The following is a 23,115-nucleotide window of genomic DNA, read 5'->3' as shown; positions in this document are numbered from 1 at the left end:
ATTTAAATTTAAAACCATGCAAAATTTAAAAAAAATCGTGCTAGGTGTCGCCATCGCGGCAAGCACAACAGGAGCAGTAGCCGCAAAATTATTAGATACCCCGGCAGCCCAAGAGCCCGTGTATCAATGGCAAAGCACCAATATTGCACCTGAAAACCCGAACAGCAATGCGCAACTAACCCGTCCAGATGCTATTAGTTATTTTGGATGTGAGAACGGGAATCAGCTGTGTGCCGAAGGCACGCTAGTTAGCGGAAGCGGAGATGAAACCTCGGAATTATTCCACGGCATGTAATCTCCAGAAGATTTAGCGGATTAGTCCGCTAAATCTTCTATTATCGTTACCTCACGCTTGCGGTATTTCGTTTCAAAAACAAACCCATATTTGACTTCCAATAATGTTTTCATGGTGTCGTAGTTGGGAATTGTACCTTCAAATGTCAGGTCAACATCAATGTGATAAGGAATAGCTGTTTCATCTGCATAAGGAGCATCCAAAGGCACACTATTCAAATTGGCTTTAACCTTCTCATTTAAAAAATTAAAGAGCTGCAAGGGTTCTACATTCTTCGCTATCAGCCCCCCTTCTGTTAATGTGATGTAAGAGGTATCTTTCACGGTAGTTGGAGAAATCATATTGTTGTATTTCATCTTTATCACCGTAGATAAAATCGGTTTATACTCCTTTCGAATACTAATGTTCATAGCCCGCTGCAAATCTTGTATGACGTTCTTAAAGAATACTGTATCCACTTCGGCTCTGGGTAGTTCTATTTCGTAGCAGTAAAGATTTTCCTTTGCCCATTCGGCTTTAGTTTTGTATTTCGATTTTTCGAATGTTTCCGGGCACTCGTTTGGCCAAAAGAAACGTGTGGAATCTTTTGTATGAATCTCCATCAAGTCAAACCAATTTCTCCTCAATACCATTTGCCCTACTGCCCTCCACAGCATCTGTTCACGTGAGGCATTAAATCCGAATAGTCTTTTGATTTGCCTTTCCGTTGGGTGGGTATCTGTTTTATAAGTAAACCCTCCAGGCAAACCCGGCGCATATCCCGTAAAGATAGAACGGTAAATATAGGAGGAATCCATCGTGTGGAAAGGCTTACGCATATCGAAGCCGATAGCATCCGTCTTGATCGGCAATTCCTTTAATTGATTGTTCACCAGGTCCGACGCATTCTTTCTGTTAACTCCATCAATACCCGTAATATTGACCACTCTACCATCCCTATTGATCCATACATTATGAGGAAGCACACGGTTAGGAAAATATTTTTGGAGGAGTGTATCGCCTACTACAAAAGTTAAATTGTTCAGTGGGCTATGCAGTTGATCCAAAAAAGTATTGACCTTTTTCTCATCCTCATACGTAACGGATAGTACATTCAACCTGTTATCCGTTTCTTTTACCAAACTATCCAGAAGCGGCAGTTCTTTCCTGCACGGCGCACACCAAGTTGCCCAAAAATTTATAATGAGCCCGCCCTGACGATATAGCTTTTCCATCTGTGCGGAATCCGCTTCTTTCCCCAGCAAACCGCTGATAATTATTGGAGGCAGCTGGTCTCCAACGTTTAATTCCTTAAGTTCGTTTTGCGCAAATGCTGTCATCATCATTAATAAGCCTGTCAGAACCGTCGTGAAGCGTTTCGCATAGCAATTAGCATCTAATTTAATATCCTTCATTCTGTTTTAAATTTGGGTTAAAACTTATTTCATTTTGAGGTATCGGGAATCTGACAGCCCTTTCTGTCCAATTACCTTTGTGCCGCTTCACAACCTCGGAAAGCCTTTCTGTGCGTTTCAAATCCATGAAGCGGTGCCCCCATTCCATGAAGAACTCTCTTCTTCGCTCCTCTTCAATTGCTAATAAAAGCTCAGGTTGTGATATGTTGCCCGCTTGAAAAGATTCCAATCCTGCACGTAGTCTTATCCTATTTAAATCTTCCCATGCGCTTTCGGGACCATCCAACTGACCGAGATGTGCCTTAGCTTCCGCACGAATCAAAAATTGCTCTGCCAGTCTGAGCACCACCAAAAATTCCTGTCCGTAAGTGTTTGTATTTCTGTTCTTGTACTTGAAGGCATAAGGATAGAGGATTAGACTGTCTGCCGCCACTTCATTGGTATTTATCCAATTCGCTTTCCGTAGATCATTTTTACCAAAAGCAGTTACCAAACTATCGGAAAGTGCATAAATCACCGCAACACTTGTATTTGACGGAAGTAAACTTGCCGCATCGCTTATAAAATCATTTTGCGTCCAGAATTGAAGTATTGTTTCATTACTTCCCGAAAAGAAAACATTATTCACATCGCCGTTGAGTTCAAATCTTCCGGACTGTATTACCTCAGTTGAGAGTTCGACTGCCCTTTCCCATTCGTTCTGCTGCAAATAAGCTCTAGCGAGCAATGCGCTGGTAGCCCATTTGTCTGCATGGGTTCTGTTATCCGTGTCCGAGACAGCTTCCAAGCGCTCTTTTAGCCCAAGAAGATCAGCTATGATGAAACTATAAACTTCTTCTTTTGTACTGTTTGGTAGCACTGCGGTAATATTTACATTCGTTTCCAAGACTAATGGAATATTGTCATAAATGCTTACGAGGTACAAATAGGCAAAAGCCCGTAGAAATATGGCTTCATTTTGAACCATATCACTAAAGAGGGTTGGCGTATTATAAATCCCCTCCATGTGCTCAATTATCGCATTACATTGGTAGATCACGCTATACAAGGAAGACCAGATGTTCTGGTTTAAGCCATTATCCAATGAAATGCTATTGCGAAAAAATTCTTCGGCTTGCACATTAGACGCATTATGGTTGAGATCATCTACGTATAGGCTCAGGTACTTGTTCAAATTCGGATCTACATTACGTTCAATATATGCGTATACATTACTTAGGGCACTGTGTGCAGAAACCGAATCATTGAACACCTCTTCCGGTGTGATAAGATTTTTGGGTGTGTTTATTTCAATCAGCTTATTACATCCCGTCAAGGATGCGCCTGCTAAAAAAGCTATAAATAGTACGTTCTTAAATAATTTCATCTTCAATAAATTAGAGGGTTAACTGAAAACCAAACACCAACGATCTCATCGGCGGAATATTCCTTTGCGAATTGGAGAGTGCTCCAGACTCGGGATCCAGCAAAGGCAATTCGTCATTCCAGAAACTCAGGAGGTTCTGCCCTGTAGAATAGATGCGTAAGGAGCCTTTCTGCTGACCGGCAAAAACCAAAGGCATCGTATAAGAAAGAGCAAGATTCTTGAGCCTTAAATAAGCCACATCAAAATAGTTGGCAGAAGAAGTGCTGTAATAGGCATCATTCAATGTGCTTGCTCTTGGCATTTCTGTTTCATCACTCGGCGATTGCCACCTATTTGCTACTATAGCATAGTGATTGGTTCTCCAACCAGGGCTATAAAAGATGCCGCCGGCCGTCGTCTGTTTAGCAAACTGAAAAAGCACATCTAGTGACCAGCTTTTATAAGTCAAGCTATTGCCTAAACCACCATAAAAATGCGGCGTTCGCCTGCCAAGAGTGTAAAAATTGTAAGGTACCGAGATATTACTTTCGTGGTAAGCATATGAAGCTATCCCCGTCTCTGCATCCACACCCAAAAAGCGCCTCCCGTATATTCGATTAATATCATAGCCCTCTTCCAACGTATTGGCATAACTGGAAAGTGCTAAACCCGGAAACTCCTTTAATATATTTCTCGGTACGGTAAGGTTGAAGGTAGAACTCCAACGCCAGTTCTTGCTCTTTATATGCTCATTTTGTATTTCAAACTCCCATCCAGTGTTCTCCACCACTGCTGGCAGGTTTGCCTGATAAGAAGAAAATCCCGTCATCCGAGGAATAGCGTAATTCACCAACTGATTACTACTGCGGTGACGATAGCGGTTTATCTGTACCATAAGTCGATTATCCAGAAAGCCCAGTTCCAGTGCATACTCCAATTTGTGGGTTTTCTCCCACCGAAAATCCTCATTCGCTATGCGTGAAGGTGCCAAACCTGCTATCCCCTCATAAATCAATCCCGAGTTATTGTAGGTAGACAGGTATTGATAATCCGTTATCTGATCATTTCCTACAATGCCATAGCTCGTTCTCAATTTGCCGAAACTCATCATCTGCAGGAAGTCTTTCAGCCATGCTTCATCTCCAAACAGCCAAGCGACACCGGCAGAGCCAAAATTTCCGAAACGGCTCTGTGGACCAAAGCGAGAAGAGCCATCCCTTCTAAGGGAGACATTGAGGATATACTTATCTCTAAGGGTATAATTTATTCTGGAAAACATGGATACATACCTATATTGAATGAAGCTATTGGTACGTGTAGGTACATTACCTGCCGAGCCAAGGTTTTCCATCAAGCTTTCATTGGCGAAGTTTTCTGCCCTTATAAATACCCCTTCTCGAAGACTACTTTGGAAAGTTCCCCCCAGCATGACGGCAAACCTCGATTGTGCGAAATCCTTTTTATAATCTATCTGTGGTTCTGCGATATAAGACTCCGTGGAATTCTGGCCGAAATTGGTATAATTTATTGACCCGGGAAAAAGTGCAACTTCAGGAAAAAGCTGCGTTTGATCTATACTAATTTTATTATAGCCGGCACTTAACTGCAATTTCAAATCCTCAAAAAGTTTATAGCTGACCAATGTATTTACCAAAATATTACCCGTTTTCACTTTGCTTCTTGCATGTAACTGCGCAATTGGATTGCTGATGTACCAGTTATAAGCACCACTCTCCTCAAATACAGGAAAGTGTGGTGGCAGCAATATATTAGACCAGATACTACCCGATGGATTAGCTGAGCGATTGTCATCGTTGTTTACCAGTGTTGAGACGTTGAAATTAAATTTACCATCCTTCGAGGCGTGGGTCAATCGCAAGTTGATACCAGACCGGATATATTTATTATCGCCCGGCAATACATTAGATTCGTTACGAAAGTTTGCACCAGCTATAAAATTTGTGTAGGTGCTTCCACCGGAAAGTGACACCTGCGCATTTGTTAGTTGCGCTGAATTCCCCAGCATATAATCAAACCAATCAGTCGTACTATCTGCATTCCAAATTGTTAAATCCGGCGCATAATCAGCTGAAGCGGGATCATTAGAAGGAACCCTTCCGTCATTTGCAAATGCCTCCCTCCTAATGTTCAGATATTGCTCCATATCCAAAAGCTTCGGCTTATTTGCAACTGTTGAAAAACCGTTCTGTAAATTGACGTCTACTTTTGTCTGTTCTCCCGCACCCTTCTTCGTTGTAATTATTACTACGCCATTTGCACCCCTGCTACCATATATAGCCGTTGCATCCGCATCCTTCAGTACAGAAATAGATTCGATATCATTCGGGCTCAAGGTATTAAAGGGATTTACGGCCCCCGCTATAGATCCTCGATCCAAAGCAGAGCCTCTGCCAATTGCACCCTGTTCATAAGGAACACCATCTACGATGTACAAAGGATTGACTCCCGCACTTATTGACCCCGTGCCCCTGATCTGAATATTGATATCTCCTCCCGGCAGACCATTGGTTGTTTGCACGAAGACCCCGGGCATTCTACCAGATAAGGCAGATAAAACATTCGTTACCGGTTGCTGTTCGATTTCTTTTGCTGTGACGCTGGATACGCTCCCGGTATTAAACCGCTTTGTTGTTTGGCCATAACCGATGATCTGCACCTCATCCAGCTCTGCTGCGCTCCCCAAAGCTATATTAAAGGGACCTGCATTTTGTCTACTAAACGCTAACTCCCTTGTTCGGTATCCCAGGTAACTGATCTGGAGGGTTCCAGCCGAATCCCTAGTGACCATATTAAACGTACCATCTTCATTTGTAGTGACCGTTTTGCCTGTACTTGTAATTTTAACCGTTGCCCGTTGCAAAGCCACGCCGGTGGCAGCGGATGATACCGACCCTCGCAGACGGTACGGTTCATCCTGCTGCCGGGCGTGGGCCAAACAAACACAGAACAAGGAGATTAGAAAACCAGTTGTTTTCAGCGCCAAAGGCTTTGACGCTAATATTTTTCGGTAGCTGTAAAACGCACTTCGGTAGCTACACTTGTCATTTTGGCCATGGTTTACGCCATTTCGGTTATTTTTTAATAATGTAGTTCTGACCTCATAGGTGCTTTGCTTTTTTCCGTATATATTACTTTCATTTCGTTCGCTAAAAAAGCCATTTCGTGTATGAAATTTGTTGACCTCACCCCCTAGTGAAAAAATGAGAAACTTTATTTTGTGTATATACTTATAAAGCTTAAATTTGAGACATAGGTATCCCCTATGAACGTAAACCTTCATGTTTTTGTAAATTAGATTTAGGTATTTTTAATAAGAAGAATCCGAGATATAATCTACCCATTAGCGCTATTGAATTAGCACTTTCGGAAGAAAATAAGAAAAGGTTTTACGGACTTAGGTTGGTGCTGTGATGATATGGATTATTGGATTTTGAAGTGGTTTTGCATGTGCGCGAGGCATTGTGCAAGGCTTGCTTGCGTGAGTTTTTGGCCGTTGGATGTGGCGTCGGTTCGGTAAAATCGTTTTCATAATATCTGGTTATGATAACGATGTCTACAACGTAAGGAGTTAGAAATATTAGGCCGTCACAAACCAGTGAGGCAGTCCTTGCTCCTTCTATTTTGGAGGAAACCGTCAAGCAACCTCTTCAATAAACCCTTCGGATTTATTGGTGCCCATAGAAGTTCAAACGCAAAGACGCCCATACTGGTGTTTATCAACAAAGATAGAACATTCCAGTAAATATACAGGGCGACCTTACGGTTCTCTCTTGGGCAAAAATTGACGGTTTTTCCAAATTGAGAGACATCGTTGCGAGTAGATTCACTTACTCGTTAAGTGTCGCTTTATTTATTAGATACAAATATAATAATAACTGCTATATAATGCAAGTTTTTATCTCAAATAATGGCTAAAAAAATTAACAATATTAAGGAAGAGTTGAATAAAAGTTCGTTGCAAGTTGCTGCTTTGGCTCTGTATCTCGACGTAGAAGACACAACGATAAGCAAATGGAATTCCAATAAATATCAGCCTAGCCTAAATAAAATAGATGATATTGGTGATATTTTAGAAATTGACAACACCAATCTAATTCTTTCCATAAAAAGAGAATCTACTGGTTTAGCTGATGCACTACAGAAGGAATACAAAAGGTTGCTGCAAACTGGAATGCCCAAAAAAGTAAAAGTGAAAGATGCTAAAAGCGAAGAGAAAGAGATAAATAATCCAGAATTCGTCAGTACTTTGAGAGATTTTGTTGAGAAATATAAAAAGGAGAAAGCAAAGTAAAAGATATGGATAATACTCTCAGAAGTGGCCGGCTTAAGCAGCGGTGGTTTGGTTCCGATTGTCCTAGTATTAATATTAATTATTTTGAAATTTTTCAGCCGTAGAAAGGAAAATCATATGGAGCATAATAAAAATAGAACTATTATATCGAGTGTCGGAAACGCAGTAACAGAAACCATTTGGGCAATCGGGACGTCCATCGCAGCTTCGGCTGTGTTGCAATTATCAAAGCGGAAGCATCTGAAATATTAGATTCATGGTATTAAACTATTTAAATATTGGTACACCAGAAATAATATTCGTTGTCCTGTTTACAATAGTGGGATTTTATACTATTTACCAATGTATTAATAATCCTCAATTGACCTCGACACAACGTATTACTTGGCTAACTGTTATCCTGATCATTCCGGTATTTGGATGTTTAATTTATCTATTTGCAAATAAGAAAATAAGGCATCAAAATAAATTAAGGAAGTAATCGCGGCAAAGGCAGCTACCGATGCGCAAGATTGGAAGAATTTATATTACCGAAAAGATGCCCCGGAAGCATATGAGCTCCTATTAATCGAAAAAGCTATTGGTAAAACTAGCGAAGCGTTTAAGGAATTGTACGAAAATGATATTAAATGAGACGAATGATGTAAAATAGAATAACCAAAAACATAAACCTAAACTTATGGCAAAAGACAGCCTATATTCTGTAATTGGCGGCAAAGCGTATCCCTTCGAATGTGAAGAGGTAACAATAGAACTAAGCTGCGTATAGAAGATTTCGAATACTAGATATAATATCAGATTTAATTTGGAAACAGGAAGATGATATTACGGTTTCCCGTATTTCGGAAACCCGGAATAACGCAAGCCACTCTCCCAATTGTAAACAACTATTATTCAATCTAATAAAAATTTATACATTAGTAAAATCCAATAAAAATTGTTTATGAAAACCCTAAACCTACCTATTTTTGTCGCTTCATTCATTTTTGTGCTTTCATTGATATTCCTGAATTTTGTAAATTCTCCAGTAAAGTATTTGGTAGCATCATTGGGCTTACTGTCTCTAACAAGCATCGCGGCAACGTCATTAAAAAATGTGCATCCAGCAGCGTCTCATATTGAAGTTCTGATCCTTTATCCTCTTCACAAAACATGTTTTGCGCTCGGATTCTTTCTCTTTATCGCACCATTTCTAATTTTCTTTATGATTTGGTTAGGTGTGGCTAACCAAATCTTGGGGACTACAATAGCTGCGCAGCTATTTTTGAATTTTTCAATTGATGTGACTATATTATTGGCTATAATTGTTCTCCTTGCTATAGGCAGCACCTTCGTGATGGGGCATAAAATTCATAACATCTTAACTGCAGGGTATTATGATGATAACGACAGCACGTCATTCAGAAATCATAGATATGGAAAAAAATCCGCCACTCGTAAGGAGTTTGTAGACGCACAGCTTAGTTTTATTAAAAAATATTGGATATGGATTAGTATCGCAAATTTTTTACTACCAGGTATCTCTATGCTCAATGCTTTCGAGGTTGTTTTCTCTTGGATTAAAGAGATTAAAAGGAAATAATAATATAGGTCTTACTGATCCATTGGTTACCAAACTTATTTTACACACTGAGATGCCACGAAGAGTAATTTGGACTTGCTCCTATCCGTAGGCTAAACCAAAAAATTTAGTTAGCCCCTCCCTTCCCATTTCATCTATCGGCTTACCGATAATATCTGAAATAATCTCGGGCAATACGTTAAACAAATCAAAAAGAGCGTTTTTGTCACCCGTAACAAGCTCATAAAAACTTGCGCCATCTATTATTCTGATTTTCTCATTAATTGGACATTTGGCACCTTTGCTTTTATCTGAAGGTATAAATGGTATATTTGACCTAATAGGAACTTTGGGTATAACGGTAACGTAATAAGCTGTATAACCCTTGTATATACTCGTTTTGGGAGAAACCAACTTATCTAGATCATAATATAAATCGGACAGCTTCCCACCCGTTACCGTATTATGCTTATTTTTGACCTCTGCGATAATTTTTTTTTCTTCCGACACCAAGTCAATAATTTTGCCTGTACGTTGATTATTCCACCCTTGTACACTTCCCAAAATATTCTGATGGAAGTTACCAATATGGTTTTGCAGGGTTTTCTGCGCTTGTCTAGTCTCTTCTGATAAGACCCACTCCTCGTAATCAATATCATATCCGCAGATTTGTATCATTGCTGAAAATGGGTCTAGAACATTTTTATAAAACTTGGACTTAACGTTAGCCTTGGACTTCTGTGCAACTGTTAAAATTTTTGTTACCGCATCGTTTAAGTCCTGATCGTTTATCCATTTGAGTTTAGGCATCTTGATTATTTATAGGTTATACACCGCAAAGATAATAAATTTGAGTTGCCGAAGAAACTGCGTTAAAACACAAAATTAAACCGTATATTTGAAATAATATATCGCTCATTATGAACAGAGTACAAACACAAACAACTTGCAATAATGGGATATAAATACTATGACATACATGAACAGAAAATAAGACCCGAAGATCTGCAAAATAAAAATGCATGGTGTGAGAAAGGTGCTCGCTATGAAAAATCGTTTGTACAAATATATGGCGAGGCATTGGGTTTAACGCAAAATCCGGAAAAACAAACAAACGATTTTGCTCCAGATCTTATCAACACAAAACAGGGTGGGCTAGCAGATCTCAAAACCCAGCGAACACCCTTTTTTTGTCTCAAATACTATATAAGATAGACCCTCAATATGCGGTAACATTCAATGAAATTGATTACATCCGTTACCAACAGAAATATTCCGGGATAGAGGTGTACTTTTGGATAGATTGGCAAGCTGTGCGTTTTAATGGATCGAATTCATCCGTCAAAGTGCTTCCAATGCAGGGCGTTTGGCTGATAACCTATAATAATATGCTTGAGGCAGTTAAAATGGCACCGTTACACACCTACAGTCAAAGAGTCAATGATAAACAAGGGAATGCCAAAAAAAGTTTCATACTCGACCTAAGTTCTACTTATTTTTCAAAAATAGTTTAGCTTCTACAGCCTTTAGTGCTTCTATAGCATATTGTATTACGCTTGACGGCATCCAATATTTCTTTTTGTTCCTTTCTTTCTTATTTTATTGCTAATTTTTTTAGTATGTTTGCAAAAAACAATTTTATCCCAAAACCTACACGTTTATGAAAAAGAACATTAATTTTGGAACAGCGATCAGCTATGGTGCTGGTGCTTTTCAAGAGCAGCAACAGCTTTATTTTGGTGTTATGGACATACTAGACAGTACTTTGGTGAGAAAAGATATTGAAGAAAAAGCAAAAACAATAAAACCAGCGAACACAAAACTTGAAAAAAAACAGGTAGCAGATCCTTACTACGGTCTATTTGCCCACCATTTGGCTGCCCATGGTTTTAGATATACGGTGAACAGCCAATTGATCCAACCATTGGAGGGAAATCCGGATTTTGTATTACCCGCCGATAAATGCTGTATCTTTCTCAGTAAAAGTGATAAAGATATTGAACTGTTATTAAACAAATCTGGGTGGAAAGTCTTTTGGTTTCCGAAGGTAAAGAACGGTCAACATAATATAGAGGGCTCCTTGACAGAGCTCCTCAGTAGCATCCAAGATACCCAAACAGAAGAACAGCCTAAATTTACTTTTATTGATTTGTTCTCAGGAATAGGGGGATTTAGAATAGCATTGAATAAACTTGGAGGAAAGTGTTTGGGTTTTTCAGAAATAGATAAACCTGCATCTGAAACGTATAAAACAAACTTCGTTGGCAACAACGATGCAGAATTAGAGCTTGGTGATATTACCAAACTTGGCGAACTTCCCTTTAAGGAAATTGATTTGATCGTTGGTGGAGTTCCTTGCCAATCATGGTCTGTTGCGGGAAAAATGCGGGGTTTCGATGACCCTCGGGGCAAGCTTTGGAATGATTCGATCCGTTTGGTAGCACTGAACACGCCGAAGGCTTTCATCTTTGAAAATGTAAAGGGTTTAATGGACCCGAGAAACAAGGCCAATCTTGATCTAATAGAAACTAGCCTAAGGGATTTAGGGTATAAAGTTAAATCGCAGCTCTTAAATTCCCATGACTTTGGTCTTCCACAAAATCGCGATAGGATCTTCATTGTTGGTATACGTAACGATTTGGCAAAGGGGAATAAATTTGACTTTCCAGCTCCACTTGGAAAGAGCACCAGCTTAAGTGAGATCATGGATGGGCTAACTAAAACCGGTAAAGTCAAAAAGAAGACCTTTGATCCAAAGGAGATCTTCGGTGAGAAAATACCCATTGGTAGAAATCGTTTTCAAAAGAACACGGAATTGAATGATTTTTTTGTTTTCTGTGATACACGCAACGGACATACCACCATTCACTCATGGGACTTAATAGACACTACTGAGAGGGAAAAAGAAATATGTCTGGCAGTGCTGCGGAATAGACGAAAAAAAATCTATGGCGATCAAGATGGAAATCCACTGCCTTTTACGGCGCTCCGTAAATTGGTGGATAATCTGAGGGAAAACGAGCTGACGAAATTGGTTGACAAGAAAATCTTACGCTTTGTAGAAGGGAAGAATGGATATGAATTTGTAAACTCCAAAAATTCGTCAGGGATAAATGGTATCTATCGGATATATCTACCCCACTCAGAAATCTTTTCTACCTTAACAGCAACTGGCACCAAGGATATGATTGCTACCGTAGCTGTTAAGGGAGACTCTCCAGAAGAGTATCGCCAAAATTTCATTAATCAAGTGGTGAAAAAAGGGGCTTATAGAGCCATAACGGCGAAGGAATCTGGTAAGCTTCAGGGTTTTCCCAATGGTTTTGCCATTCATAAGGATGAACGCTTGGCTAAAAAACAATTTGGAAATGCGGTTTCGACCTCAGTTATTTATTATCTTGGCAAATCATTACTGGAAACGAAAATATTCAACAAATAATGACGGAAGCAGAAAAGAAAGAGATCATTGAAAAGTTTAAAGCTTGGTTCAGAGATAATTTAGCCATCTCCCACAAGCGGAATACCGAAAAGCTGAAAGACATTAACAAGTTTCAGATCAATCCTTTTCTGCTGCATTACCTAGCTAGTTTTTTTGAAGGTAACACAGAACCGGAAAGCCTTGCCAAAGTTCTTGTTTATCCAAGAGTACTTGGCACGTCCATCACGACTTCTTTTGGAACCGGAATGCAGCGTTTCATTACACAGATATTGGGAGCTTATGGATCTGTAACAGCTGGGATAGACGTCGAATTTGTGGATCAACTTGATGGAAGGAGAAAATATTGCCAACTTAAATCTGGTCCCAATGCTATAAACAAAGATGATGTAGACACTATTGAGAACCATTTCAGAAGCATCAAAAATCTGGCAAGAACCAATAATCTTGACCTGCGATATGGTGATCTGGTATTCGCGCTCATGTATGGTGAAAGAAAAGAGGTAAATTCGTTTATCCCGATACTGGAAGGTAGGGACGTGGTCGTTCTTGTTGGCGAGGAATTCTGGCACCACTTTACGGGCGACCAAACTTTTTACAGAAATCTAATCGTTGCGGCTGGCGAAGTAGCCCAGGAAATAAACATGAAGGAATCTATCAACGAGGTGATACAAGAGCTTAGCAAAGACATCAATCAGAAGTATGATGACCTATTTGGTGAAGATTGACTTCAATCATTCTTATAGGGTATTGTTATGTCCTTTGCTGTTTCAATAAACAACATAATCTGATTTACAACTTTTGGAAGGTTGTTCGTAACTTCTCTTGACCAGAAACGAAAAACCGTAAAACCCATTGCCTGCAATTGATCTCGATCCTGACGATCTTTTTGCATATTGCGTTGGATCTTGGGTATCCAGAAGGCACGATTGCTTTTAATGCGATTTTTATTTTGCTCCCAGTTATGACCGTGCCAAAATTCCCCATCAATAAAAATGGCCAGCTTGTATTTCTTGATAATGATATCCGGTTTTCCAGGCAGGCTCTTATCATGTAAGCGAAAGCGGAGATTCTTTGCCCATAGGGCTTTACGTAACAAAAGCTCAGGCTTTGAATCTTTTCCCTTTATCTTGGACATGATCTTGCTACGCTGCTTGTTGGTATAGAAACCGGCTGCTTCCTTAAAACGGGGTACCTTAATGAGTTCTTCGCCTGTAGGGTGATATGCCATGATACAAATATAACAGTAAAAATGATGATCGGTTTTTTCTTCAAAACAGCATGGCTGGTTATTATTTTTTGATAATATAAAAACCTATTTTTGTTTAAATGATACAGCATTTTCCTATCAATAATGACCTGCCCATTCATCATCTGGCCGCCTGCTTTAACAATACATCGGCGACCTATAAATTCTATTGGCTTTTGGCTATATTAGATGGCGTTCAGGATCGCCAGCGAGAATTGGACAAACATAAGCTGTTTGCCAGTATGATCTCCAGCGCATGGTATACTGTAAATTATTTTCAAGTATCGTTTGGCCAACAAGATTTAATACAAGATATTGTAAGGGGACTCAAAGATATTGAAGGCATTAACATTGATGCGCCAAAAACATTAAACTATACTAACCCAAATGACAAAACTTAAACCTGGCCGTTACCCGACTTTTGCGCATGCGATTTTATTTGGAAAGCTAAAAAGTACTTTGAGAATAGATTATAGCAAACTCTTTAGCAAAATCAGCAAGTTTTGTTTTACCTAATTCTATCTTATTTTTCATATAGTCTTCTGTCATAAGACCCGAATTTAATGCAGCGTACATTTCAGTTAGTTCTTTTGCTACCGGATTATTCATCCCTGCTGCTTTAAGTTTATCCATCATTTCTTGTTCACTGATTATCTTCCATTTCAAAGCTGGGACTCCAATTACGTTTCCTATAATTTGAGCAACTTCACTCCCTGTTAGTTCTTCACTTGCAATATATCGGATGTTTCTTGTTTGATGTATTTGGGTAAATTCTTCTAAAGCAACTTCAGCAATATCTTTGGGGGATGTCCATGGTATTGATTTACTTCCATAACTTGCATAGATTGTATTTTCGGATTTTATGTCTTTTATATATCCATATAAGTTTGTGTATAGCGAATTTGGGCGTAAGTGAGTAATGCTTATTTCAGATGGTATTTCATTTAAAATTTTTTCCACGTAGAAAACACCCTTTATTGCTCCATTGCCTTGGTTTAGATGAGCACCCATACTGCTCAGATTAACTACACGTTTTACTGTTGTGGCGTCCTTAATAGCTTTTGCATAAATTTCTGAACGCTTTTTGTAAAAGTCAACAATGTCTAAGTTAGGATCTAAATAATTCAAAGGTGGATACATAGTAAATACTGCATCCGCACCATAGAAACTGTTTGTCAAAAAATCAACATCGCCCAAATCTCCAATCGCAGGCGTCGCCCCCAATTCTTTTATTAAATACGCAGCTTCTTTTCTGTTATCAACCCCTATAACTTCATGCCCGCTTTCTGCTAATTTTTGCGTTAATAGTTTTCCTATATTCCCTAAGGATCCAAGAACCGTAATTTTCATCTTTTTATTTTTATTTGAACAAAAATATTAGTGATAAACTATATATTTACTATTGATTACCTTAAGGAAAGTAACTTTATATGTTTGTAAATTTTATGAAAGATGAAGAGTTGTTTAGTCAACACGTTATGGCTCTTCGAGATTCTATTGATTTATTGACAGGAAAATGGAAATTCTGTGTTTTGTTAAATCTTTCTGTTCATACTGAAATGCGGTTTAAGGATTTGCTTGAGGAGGTAGATGGTATCTCGCCAAAAGTTTTGTCTAAAGAGTTGCAGGAATTGGAAGATAATTTATTAATTACAAGAACTGTGAATAGTACCAAACCTGTTACAGTTTCCTATAAACTTGCCGTACACGCCAAAGAAACTGAACCTGTCATCAAGGCATTAATTGTTTTTGGCTTGAAGCATAGACAGAAGATAAAAGAGAAATAAAAGTTTAGTAAATGTATTGGCCATACTCCAAAGGGTACACTCAACGATTGTCACTCGTTAATTTGCAATACTTACTCAAAAACTCCTATAATCTTAAAATCGGTAAGCGCATCCTCTTCAAGCACGGTGGATTTAACCGTGGGTCACAGATTCGAATCCTGTTGGGGGTACAAAGCAAATTGAAAAAGCTAAATAACCATGACAAGAACACGGAGATTGTATTCTAGTATCTCCAAGAATTGGCAGAAGAATATATCATCAACTCAACCGGAAAGAAAAAAGATCGCGCATGAAATAACGGAAGATAAAAAATAATGATACTAGAATCAGCTATATTGTATGTAAAGCCTAAGCTACAGGAACAGTTTGAAAAAGATTTTCAAACAGCAGAACAACATATCAGTTCGATAAAGGGATACACTTAGCATGGAAAAAACTGTTACACCATTACTATGATCCGTTCCCGGTGGTGGAGCATTACAAAACTATAATCAAAAACAAATCATAACCGATAAATACAACCTTATGGACACAAATCATCCAAACGTGGAATTAATACACGAGTTCTTCCGAATCTATGCCAGCAACGAAACCGACCAGCTCAGCAATGTACTAGCAGAAGATATTAAATGGCATATCCCCGGTAAACACCCACTGGCAGGAACTAAGTTAGGTATACCAGCTGTAATAGAATATTTAGGTCAACTAGGCAAAGCGTCATTCCAAGCCTCTCCCATCGTAATGGGTGTAAGCGATCAATATATGATCGACTGCCACCGTAACTGGAGTAACTTAGATGGCACCAACAATCTTGATAATATGTCATGCCTACTTTGGAAAATTGAGAACGGCAAAATTGTGGAGGTATATAATTTCCCGGAAGATCAGCATAAAGTGGATGCATTTTTTGGGGAGGTTTATGGGTAAACATGATTTAGAGCACTTATTTCCCCGGAAAGCCGAACTGATCTAAAATTAAACGAATCGGAAGGCCAACTTCAACCTTCGTCTGAGTAAAATCGGCCGTCAGAATTTTGACTTTAAATTTGACCAAAAAGAGCCCAGAACTGTATTATTTACATTCTGCCCAATAATCAAAAGCTGCTCTTGTAATCTTTGCAATCGTCAATTCGCGTTTTTTTTGAGAGTCATAAGAATCTGAAATAAAAACGGATATCGCTAAATGATTGCCATTAGGAAGCGTAACAATTCCTACATCGTTCGTTGCTCTGGTTAGTCCATTAATAGTACCGGCGGTACCGGTTTTATGTGCGACCTCCGTGCCCGGTGGCAATAATCCCTTTATCCGCCGATCAAAATAGGGCGACGATGCAAACATATATGCTAAAAGCAAAGCCCTGCTCCTTTCAGAAAGGATGTTACCGCTGTAAAATATCTTTAATAATTGTGTCATAGCTTTGGGTGTTACCCAGTTTTGGTATTGAATGGTATCATTGGCCACCTGTATCATTTCGGTAGTTGAAATGGCTATATCTCTTATACCAAGTTTATGAATGTACTGTTCAGTACTATCTGTTCCACCTAAAAGCTCAAGTAAGACATCACATGCGGTTCCATCACTTTCTTCCATGTTATATTTCAGCAGATCTCTTACGGAAAGGTTAGTGCCATCTTGGAATTTGTCTCGTATCGGGCTATGACCGTTTTTGGGAATATACGCTGATGTGTCAATACGGATAATTTCGTCTAATGAAAAAATCCCTTTATCTACCCGGTCAAGCATTGCAATCGAAATGGGAAACTTATAAACGCTTTGCATCGGAAACGGATTGTCGCCATTAAAGGATATCGACTCGCCTGTTTCTATAATTAATCCATAGATACCTGCCTTTCCATTGCCACTCGCGGCAATATCTTCAATTTGTTTTTGAAGTGTATTTTGTCCCAAAGCTAAGACAGGCCAAATTAAAAGAAATAAACCAATTGATAGATTTAATATTAGTATCTTATTCCTCGCCATATTTCTAACTGTGTGGTTTACAATGTATGACTCACAAGTCGCAATATAAGCAATTACCCGATGTATTTATTTTGTTTTAACGATGTATATCCTTTAGGCATATAATACAAAATACCATCATGATGAGTAGATCCAATTACATCGTTATGTTATTGTTTACGAAAACAAATTACAGTAAATTTCGCAAAGACATTTTATTGTACTATGGTATTATTTAGTTATATACGTGTTTCGAAAACCCAGTAAGATTTCTCTTTCCTTCCCATCATGTTACGATTTTTAAGTAATAAAAAGACTTCTTGTTGCCGCCTTGTTAATGGTTCAGTTTGACCACCAGTTTGACTACCAGTTTGACCACCTATCTGACCACCCTGAGCATTCTCGGAAGGCAACCAAAATTCTACTTTTGTAAAATTTGTACCTTGTCCAAAAACCGGAGCCGTACCAGCATAGTTAAAATTTATTATTTATGCAACGGGTGTTGTAGCTATTTCTTTGAATTTCTATTGTGTCTTGAAGTCCCTTCTTTGCAACACCCTCTCGGAAACCTTTATTATTTTTTAGGTCGGTCAAAGAATTCGTTCAGCACCTATCCTACCGCCAACTTCGCACTTTCTTGATCGATATTAAGCGGGCATAGGCTCTTCCAGTTTCCACATTGATATTGTATAATGCAAAAATCTAATAAACCGAAAAGCATAATATTGATTTGTGAAAAACAGATCAAATAATCATCTAATAATAAGAATGAAAGAAATACGAACATCATATTATATTATTACCTTTCTGTTATCACTATTTTACCTGCACGCCAATGCCCAACCTAACAATGAAAAAGAAATTGAAGAACTTTTCAAAAAAAACGCTGATAGCACAATAATTTTCCAAGGTATTACCCCTATGGCAAATGTGCCTGATAACTTATTTATTGTAAGCAAGAAAGATGATACAGTCAGTCTTTTTACCTATCATTACTCACGCCGAGACATTCCAGCATACGCAAAACTGCCGCAAACTTTAGGCAACCATATCCGTAACAAAAAATACGATCGGAAAGGTTTCAGGATTGATAGGTTCTTTGATGTATATGACATCTCCACAGAAAAGGGTGGCTCTCTATGGCAGGAATTAATGGCTTACAAGCCCTGGCAGCTGCGGGATGACAAAGTATACGGCTCCGGTTGTCCGGTAGAACCTAAAATAACTACATTTGAAGACGGAAGCTCCATGGAAGAGCTAAAATGGACAGAGGCCGCTGGACATAGTTATCTAGTCAAACTTATTACTGAAGACAGTACAAAACAATTACTCTATTCTTCCCCGGAAGACCTGGACAAATGGTGCGAGCCCAAGGAAGGACGACAGCACATCATTAAAATTAAGGAGCTTTTGTTAACATATTTTGGGAAAGACTCGGTTTTTTGGGAAAATCCAGCGCACACGGATGGGGTAAAGTAAATACGATCACGCTGGAAATAAAAGAGGCAATACATCCACATCTAGTAGTTACAAGCCTCTCCTCGACTTCGTGGCCTTACTGAAAATACAATATGGATCAATCCAGTCCACTGGTGGTATCACAATTTGTGACCTTTAAAGAGGAACTCAACAAAACAAAAGATTCTCGTATCTCTAAGCTTTCCTAAGTATGACACACATGCTAACTGAATGACATCTGATCCACAAATTCATTGCGGCATTCATTATTTAGACAAGAATGATATTGACATATCTCGCCGTTATGACTCTTGACCTCCGTAAAATCTGTACGAGCTCCGCATGCCGGACAGGTGCTTGGTTGATCGCTCATTATATAAACTTCTTTGATAGCATGCATAATATTGTAATTGTTGATTGTAATTGTTCGTCGTTCCGTAGAAAATGTTTAGTAAATACTTAATTGTATAGTTTAAAGCTGCTTCTTTAAACAGTTTAAAAATTCACTCAGGCTCTGCTTTGTTGTCGCAGACTCTTGCGTTTCTTCTAAGGATACAAACTCATGCCAGCTGTGATCGTACTGGTTATTCCAATGAGAGAAATGCAAGTCTGGCACACCAAGCTCGTACGCATAAAAATACATTTCATCAATTAAATTTGCATGGATTATATGGGTTGCATCAATTACGCTTAGATTTTCTGGATTATACATAATAACTTCACCATGGTTCTTATAATTAGCACCGTCACGGTACATATAGCTAAACTTTACTTGCATCGGCTAAATAGGTTTTGATTTGGAATGCAAAGATAATGATTGTTTGTGTGTTTGGGGATACGGGATTATTAAGTGTCCAAACCTGCCGTTATGTCTGGGACGTTTGATATCCGTCCATGTCGGGCTACCCAATATAGAATTTGAGCAAGCTTTATTTCATGATATTGTGACAAATACCCTTTCTGCTTTTTCTAGGGGCACCCAAGATCAGAAGGACGCATACGAGAGTTGGATTGATCAAATTACTGAAAATCGCACCAAGGCACCCAAAGCATATCAAGATCTGGGAGGACAATACTTTGAATTTATGGAAATTTGGAAGAATTTTTATCCTGAGTATGACAGGACTATTAAAAATGACTTAAATCCGGAGGCGATGCTCAATGTGCTCCAAAATTCCGGTTGTTATTAAATTGTAGACTATGAAAAAACTATCAAAAATAGCTGTTGCTGTATTAGCTTTATTTTCTTACATACACAGCGCTGCACAAATCAGACTGGACAAAGATATTACCAAGGCAAAAGGTGATTTGGAAATCTTTGAACTGAAAAAGGAAGGAAAAAATTATCAGGGAAGGGATTTTATAATCGTTGGCAACGCCAAAAATAAGCTTGATAAACTGCCGCTGGAGGTCCCTAAAGTTGTCGATCAACCAGGATATGATTATCCTGGACATTATTATAATATAAATTTAGAAGAAGTACGCGCGTTGATAGCTCCTATTATTCTGGCCAAAGCCGGTGATGATGAAAATGAACGAATGGAGATAAATTATTATTTTACTCCGGATGGGGCCATTCGTGAAATTGGTTTCGTGGTGAATGAGGGAAACCCTTTAAATATTGAGGATTTCGAAAAAATGGAAAAGATTTTGAAAGGTAATATAAAGATTGTATCAAAAGTAAGGGGAAACCCTTATAGTGGGGTTTCGTTTGTTAAAATTAGTGATAGTTTCAAAGTCTGGAAACTGAAAAATTCTAAGCCTTTATGAGATTAAAGGGGTATAATCTATAAAAAGAAATTAAATCGCTGCTGTAATATATCCATATTCCATTTCTTTCTTTGAACCATCGCATATAAAATAGTAAATTAAGCTGCAATTTGATGACGTACTAAAATTCTCGACAGAAAGCACAGGGACTTCAAATAATAGACACAAAAGCGGCATGCGAACAGTATATAGGGGGCAAATAATAAATTGGGTAATCGCTTCAGTTTGGTTAATCAATGGATTATACTGTAAGGTGCTGAATTTGGTTCCACGCCACGAACTAATCGTTGCGCGCATTCTCGGAATTAACCATGCCCATATACTGACGCAAATAATCGGTTTAGGTGAAATAGCCCTTGCCGTGGCTATTATATTCCGTGTTTGTCCACGTTTATTAGCCTACGCTCAGATTACCCTTGTGTTGGTAATGAACGTAATCGAATATACCTATGCACAGGATCTTTTGCTCTTTGGAAAATGGAATCTTTTTTTTGCATTTTGCTTTTGTCTCTTAATATATTACTATAATTTTATCCGGAACGAAAACCCCAGGTATGCTTAGTCGTCTTGCAGTACATCCATTTGCAGTGGAAGCTTTTTTTGATTATTCGCTGGTAATTACTATTGCGGTACGTAAAGAAGAGCTGGAACCCTATGTGCCATCATTTCTGGATCTGGATGTAATGCACAACAGATGGGCGTTCTTAGCAATCGCGGCCGTCCAAACAAAAAGTCTACGGCCGAAAGGTTTTCCAAAATTTATGGGGCGAAACTTTTTCCTGATCGGTTATAGACTATTTACACGTTACACCGACAAAAAAGGCAAAACAAGGCGGGGGCTCTATATTCTAAAATCCCAAACAGACTCCCGAAGCATGCTGTTTCTCGGTAGTATCTTTACAAAGTACCGTTATGAAAAAGTCAAGGTAACTCAGCTGTTGACCAATCAGGAACTGCGTATTGATAGTAAAGACTTTAGTGTAGACGTGAAACTTGCTGCTACTGATTTTATTCCGCCACCTGAGAGCTCTCCATTTGACGACTGGAAGGAGGCAAGGAAGTTTGCGGGCCCGCTTCCTTTTACCTTTAGCGAAGCTGATGGCGGTGTGCTGATGGTAGAAGGTGTTCGGTCAAACTGGGATCCGCGGCCGGTTGAAGTAGTCGATTTCCGCTCCGATTTTCTGAAGTCTCTAGGCTTCAAATCTGCCAAACTCGCTAGCGCATTCCTTGTTAGCAATATTCCCTATTATTGGAAGAAAGGTTCTATAGCATAATGGAAGAGCTCAGATCACCCTTTCAGGGCGTCAAAAATATCATATGCTTTAATTGGCACTTTTTTTTAATAGCAACGCTGTGGCTAATTGGTTTACTGTACCTAAGCTACTACTTTCCCATCGGGAAAACGCTTATTTATTTAATGGTATGCTGTACATGCTTGTCGCTTCTCACCACACTTATTGTTTCACATTATATTTATGACCGGTCTGCACTGTACAAATTATCATGGCTTGATGGGGTATCAATTAACGGCTCCGGAAAACTAGCTAATATACATGCCGGTTGCGATGAAAGCAGTGCTTTGCTATCCTTCAAATTTACCGAAGCCTCGATTGATATCTTTGATTTTTACGACCCCCAAAAACACACGGAAGTTTCGATAAGAAGGGCCCGGAGATCAATGCCTTCTTTACCTGGGACAAAAACTACCGGTACATCCCATTTGCCTGTTGCCGACAATAGTTATGACGGAATTTTCCTGATCTTGGCCGCTCATGAAATCAGGAAAGACAGTGAACGTATTATTTTCTTTGGCGAACTGCGGCGGGCGTTAAAACCCGGAGGAAAGATCATTGTGGTGGAACATCTGCGGAATCTAGCTAATTTTTTGGCCTATACTATAGGTTGCTTTCACTTTCTGCCGGCTAGCGTTTGGAACAGAACCTTTGACGGCAGTAGTTTGCAGTGCACAGGTCTTTTGCGGATAACACCGTTTGTAAATGCTTTTATACTGGAAAAAAGATGATCGGGCATATTCAACTTGTTGGTTGCTTATTAATGGCGTTGAGTTTAATTCATGTGTTTTTTCCACGTTACTTCAAATGGAAGGATGACCTCAAGCCCTTAAGTTTAATCAATCGACAGATGATGTATATCCACACCTTTTTTCTCGCGTTTGCCCTGCTTCTACTTGGCTTATTATGCGTATTTGCTGCCGATGAGCTCACCGATACGCCACTGGGCAAAAAACTCTCCTATGGCTTTGCGCTATTTTGGACAGCAAGGCTGATGGTACAGTTTATCGGATATCATCCATCCTTATGGAAAGGGAAAAAAAAGGAAACGATTATCCACATCTTGTTTGTTATACTGTGGATTTATATCAGCGCTGTCTTCTGGATGAATGCTTATTACTAGTTGACAAAAGATTACGTCCGGAGAAAAATCTCGTAGTTTTGCTTCAATGGCCACACTATAACCTGCGTTGACCAATGGTTCCGACAGTGCTACCCTAAACGCTGTACCTAATTCCCTAGTCATGTCATTCAAC

The 23,115-nt window shown here is 39.0% G+C and carries 26 protein-coding genes; 18 read left to right on the top strand and 8 right to left on the bottom strand.

The window, feature by feature from the left end; all coding sequences use genetic code 11:
• Positions 1-37: 37 nt before the first annotated feature.
• Complete coding sequence (locus H8S90_RS13850) at positions 38-295, top strand: hypothetical protein (protein ID WP_187338463.1); 258 nt, start codon at positions 38-40, stop codon at positions 293-295.
• A 20-nt stretch (positions 296-315) separates the two neighbouring features.
• Here H8S90_RS13850 and H8S90_RS13845 read toward each other — a convergent pair whose 3' ends face one another.
• Genes H8S90_RS13845 through H8S90_RS13835 form a run of 3 tightly spaced genes read right to left on the bottom strand, consistent with a single transcriptional unit; the run spans position 316 to position 6,335 of the window.
• Entirely contained in the window at positions 316-1,689 is a 1,374-nt protein-coding gene (locus H8S90_RS13845) for a TlpA disulfide reductase family protein (protein WP_187338462.1), read from the bottom strand.
• Positions 1,676-3,055 carry a RagB/SusD family nutrient uptake outer membrane protein gene (locus H8S90_RS13840; RefSeq protein ID WP_187338461.1) on the bottom strand — a complete coding sequence of 460 codons (1,380 nt, stop codon included), beginning with the start codon at positions 3,053-3,055 and terminating at the stop codon, positions 1,676-1,678. Before H8S90_RS13840 ends, H8S90_RS13845 begins: the two co-directional genes overlap by 14 nt.
• A 10-nt stretch (positions 3,056-3,065) precedes the next feature.
• Positions 3,066-6,335, bottom strand: coding sequence for a SusC/RagA family TonB-linked outer membrane protein (locus tag H8S90_RS13835; RefSeq protein ID WP_187338460.1), 3,270 nt, complete (start codon positions 6,333-6,335; stop codon positions 3,066-3,068).
• A gap of 627 nt (positions 6,336-6,962) precedes the next feature.
• Here H8S90_RS13835 and H8S90_RS13830 point away from each other — a divergent pair.
• The 3 genes from H8S90_RS13830 (at position 6,963) to H8S90_RS13820 (ending at position 8,928) form a co-directional block, all read left to right on the top strand.
• The gene (locus H8S90_RS13830) at positions 6,963-7,346 is read left to right on the top strand and encodes a hypothetical protein (RefSeq protein WP_187338459.1); all 384 of its coding nucleotides are present in this window, start codon (positions 6,963-6,965) and stop codon (positions 7,344-7,346) included.
• A 256-nt stretch (positions 7,347-7,602) separates the two neighbouring features.
• Positions 7,603-7,827, top strand: a complete 225-nt coding sequence (locus tag H8S90_RS26460; RefSeq protein WP_187338458.1) for a PLDc N-terminal domain-containing protein — start codon at positions 7,603-7,605, stop codon at positions 7,825-7,827.
• 462 nt (positions 7,828-8,289) lie between these two features.
• On the top strand, positions 8,290-8,928 hold the full coding sequence (locus H8S90_RS13820; RefSeq protein WP_187338457.1) for a hypothetical protein: 639 nt from the start codon (positions 8,290-8,292) through the stop codon (positions 8,926-8,928).
• A gap of 81 nt (positions 8,929-9,009) precedes the next feature.
• Here the strand turns inward: H8S90_RS13820 and H8S90_RS13815 are convergent, their stop codons facing one another.
• Positions 9,010-9,717 (bottom strand): Eco47II family restriction endonuclease, encoded by a 708-nt coding sequence (locus H8S90_RS13815; RefSeq protein WP_187338456.1) that lies wholly within the window; start codon positions 9,715-9,717, stop codon positions 9,010-9,012.
• 144 nt (positions 9,718-9,861) lie between these two features.
• Here H8S90_RS13815 and H8S90_RS13810 point away from each other — a divergent pair, with 144 nt between their 5' ends.
• From H8S90_RS13810 to H8S90_RS13795, 4 genes are all read left to right on the top strand, one after another.
• Positions 9,862-10,122: a hypothetical protein gene (locus H8S90_RS13810; RefSeq protein WP_187338455.1), complete on the top strand. Its 261-nt coding sequence runs from the start codon at positions 9,862-9,864 to the stop codon at positions 10,120-10,122.
• Positions 10,098-10,421 (top strand): hypothetical protein, encoded by a 324-nt coding sequence (locus tag H8S90_RS13805; protein ID WP_187338454.1) that lies wholly within the window; start codon positions 10,098-10,100, stop codon positions 10,419-10,421. Before H8S90_RS13810 ends, H8S90_RS13805 begins: the two co-directional genes overlap by 25 nt.
• Positions 10,422-10,567: 146 nt before the next feature.
• On the top strand, positions 10,568-12,346 hold the full coding sequence (gene dcm / locus H8S90_RS13800; RefSeq protein ID WP_222852092.1) for a DNA (cytosine-5-)-methyltransferase: 1,779 nt from the start codon (positions 10,568-10,570) through the stop codon (positions 12,344-12,346).
• A complete protein-coding gene (locus tag H8S90_RS13795; protein WP_187338453.1) occupies positions 12,346-13,071 on the top strand; it encodes a PmeII family type II restriction endonuclease in 726 nt (241 codons plus the stop codon). Before dcm ends, H8S90_RS13795 begins: the two co-directional genes overlap by 1 nt.
• Positions 13,072-13,073: 2 nt before the next feature.
• Here the strand turns inward: H8S90_RS13795 and H8S90_RS13790 are convergent, their stop codons facing one another.
• The gene (locus tag H8S90_RS13790; RefSeq protein ID WP_187338452.1) at positions 13,074-13,574 is read right to left on the bottom strand and encodes a very short patch repair endonuclease; all 501 of its coding nucleotides are present in this window, start codon (positions 13,572-13,574) and stop codon (positions 13,074-13,076) included.
• 98 nt (positions 13,575-13,672) lie between these two features.
• On the opposite strand from H8S90_RS13790, the gene H8S90_RS13785 reads away from it, so the two are divergent.
• The gene (locus H8S90_RS13785) at positions 13,673-13,993 is read left to right on the top strand and encodes a hypothetical protein (RefSeq protein WP_187338451.1); all 321 of its coding nucleotides are present in this window, start codon (positions 13,673-13,675) and stop codon (positions 13,991-13,993) included.
• A 46-nt stretch (positions 13,994-14,039) separates the two neighbouring features.
• Here H8S90_RS13785 and H8S90_RS13780 read toward each other — a convergent pair whose 3' ends face one another.
• Positions 14,040-14,942 (bottom strand): NmrA family NAD(P)-binding protein, encoded by a 903-nt coding sequence (locus tag H8S90_RS13780; RefSeq protein WP_187338450.1) that lies wholly within the window; start codon positions 14,940-14,942, stop codon positions 14,040-14,042.
• Between the two features lie 95 nt (positions 14,943-15,037).
• Between H8S90_RS13780 and H8S90_RS13775 the strand changes: the two genes are divergently transcribed.
• Both H8S90_RS13775 and H8S90_RS13770 read left to right on the top strand, forming a co-directional pair.
• Positions 15,038-15,379 (top strand): helix-turn-helix domain-containing protein, encoded by a 342-nt coding sequence (locus H8S90_RS13775; RefSeq protein ID WP_187338449.1) that lies wholly within the window; start codon positions 15,038-15,040, stop codon positions 15,377-15,379.
• Between the two features lie 525 nt (positions 15,380-15,904).
• Positions 15,905-16,306 (top strand): nuclear transport factor 2 family protein, encoded by a 402-nt coding sequence (locus tag H8S90_RS13770; RefSeq protein WP_187338448.1) that lies wholly within the window; start codon positions 15,905-15,907, stop codon positions 16,304-16,306.
• A 145-nt stretch (positions 16,307-16,451) separates the two neighbouring features.
• Here the strand turns inward: H8S90_RS13770 and bla are convergent, their stop codons facing one another.
• Positions 16,452-17,360, bottom strand: a complete 909-nt coding sequence (gene bla / locus H8S90_RS13765; protein ID WP_187338447.1) for a class A beta-lactamase — start codon at positions 17,358-17,360, stop codon at positions 16,452-16,454.
• A gap of 747 nt (positions 17,361-18,107) precedes the next feature.
• Between bla and H8S90_RS13760 the strand changes: the two genes are divergently transcribed.
• Positions 18,108-18,818, top strand: a complete 711-nt coding sequence (locus tag H8S90_RS13760) for a hypothetical protein (RefSeq protein WP_187338446.1) — start codon at positions 18,108-18,110, stop codon at positions 18,816-18,818.
• Between the two features lie 451 nt (positions 18,819-19,269).
• On the opposite strand, the gene H8S90_RS13755 is transcribed toward H8S90_RS13760, so the two are convergent.
• Positions 19,270-19,575 (bottom strand): hypothetical protein, encoded by a 306-nt coding sequence (locus H8S90_RS13755; RefSeq protein ID WP_187338445.1) that lies wholly within the window; start codon positions 19,573-19,575, stop codon positions 19,270-19,272.
• A gap of 19 nt (positions 19,576-19,594) precedes the next feature.
• On the opposite strand from H8S90_RS13755, the gene H8S90_RS13750 reads away from it, so the two are divergent.
• From H8S90_RS13750 to H8S90_RS13725, 6 genes are all read left to right on the top strand, one after another.
• Positions 19,595-19,987 (top strand): hypothetical protein, encoded by a 393-nt coding sequence (locus H8S90_RS13750; RefSeq protein ID WP_187338444.1) that lies wholly within the window; start codon positions 19,595-19,597, stop codon positions 19,985-19,987.
• Between the two features lie 10 nt (positions 19,988-19,997).
• The gene (locus H8S90_RS13745; protein ID WP_187338443.1) at positions 19,998-20,567 is read left to right on the top strand and encodes a hypothetical protein; all 570 of its coding nucleotides are present in this window, start codon (positions 19,998-20,000) and stop codon (positions 20,565-20,567) included.
• 175 nt (positions 20,568-20,742) lie between these two features.
• Entirely contained in the window at positions 20,743-21,129 is a 387-nt protein-coding gene (locus H8S90_RS13740; RefSeq protein ID WP_187338442.1) for a DoxX-like family protein, read from the top strand.
• Positions 21,122-21,841, top strand: a complete 720-nt coding sequence (locus H8S90_RS13735; RefSeq protein WP_187338441.1) for a DUF2071 domain-containing protein — start codon at positions 21,122-21,124, stop codon at positions 21,839-21,841. Before H8S90_RS13740 ends, H8S90_RS13735 begins: the two co-directional genes overlap by 8 nt.
• The gene (locus H8S90_RS13730) at positions 21,841-22,590 is read left to right on the top strand and encodes a class I SAM-dependent methyltransferase (RefSeq protein ID WP_187338440.1); all 750 of its coding nucleotides are present in this window, start codon (positions 21,841-21,843) and stop codon (positions 22,588-22,590) included. The genes H8S90_RS13735 and H8S90_RS13730 overlap by 1 nt, the downstream gene beginning before the upstream one ends.
• Positions 22,587-22,982 (top strand): hypothetical protein, encoded by a 396-nt coding sequence (locus tag H8S90_RS13725; RefSeq protein ID WP_187338439.1) that lies wholly within the window; start codon positions 22,587-22,589, stop codon positions 22,980-22,982. The genes H8S90_RS13730 and H8S90_RS13725 overlap by 4 nt, the downstream gene beginning before the upstream one ends.
• Positions 22,983-23,115 lie beyond the last annotated feature (133 nt).

Source organism: Olivibacter sp. SDN3 (assembly GCF_014334135.1).
Classification (GTDB): domain Bacteria; phylum Bacteroidota; class Bacteroidia; order Sphingobacteriales; family Sphingobacteriaceae; genus Olivibacter.
This window is presented reverse-complemented; position numbering and strand designations above follow the sequence as displayed.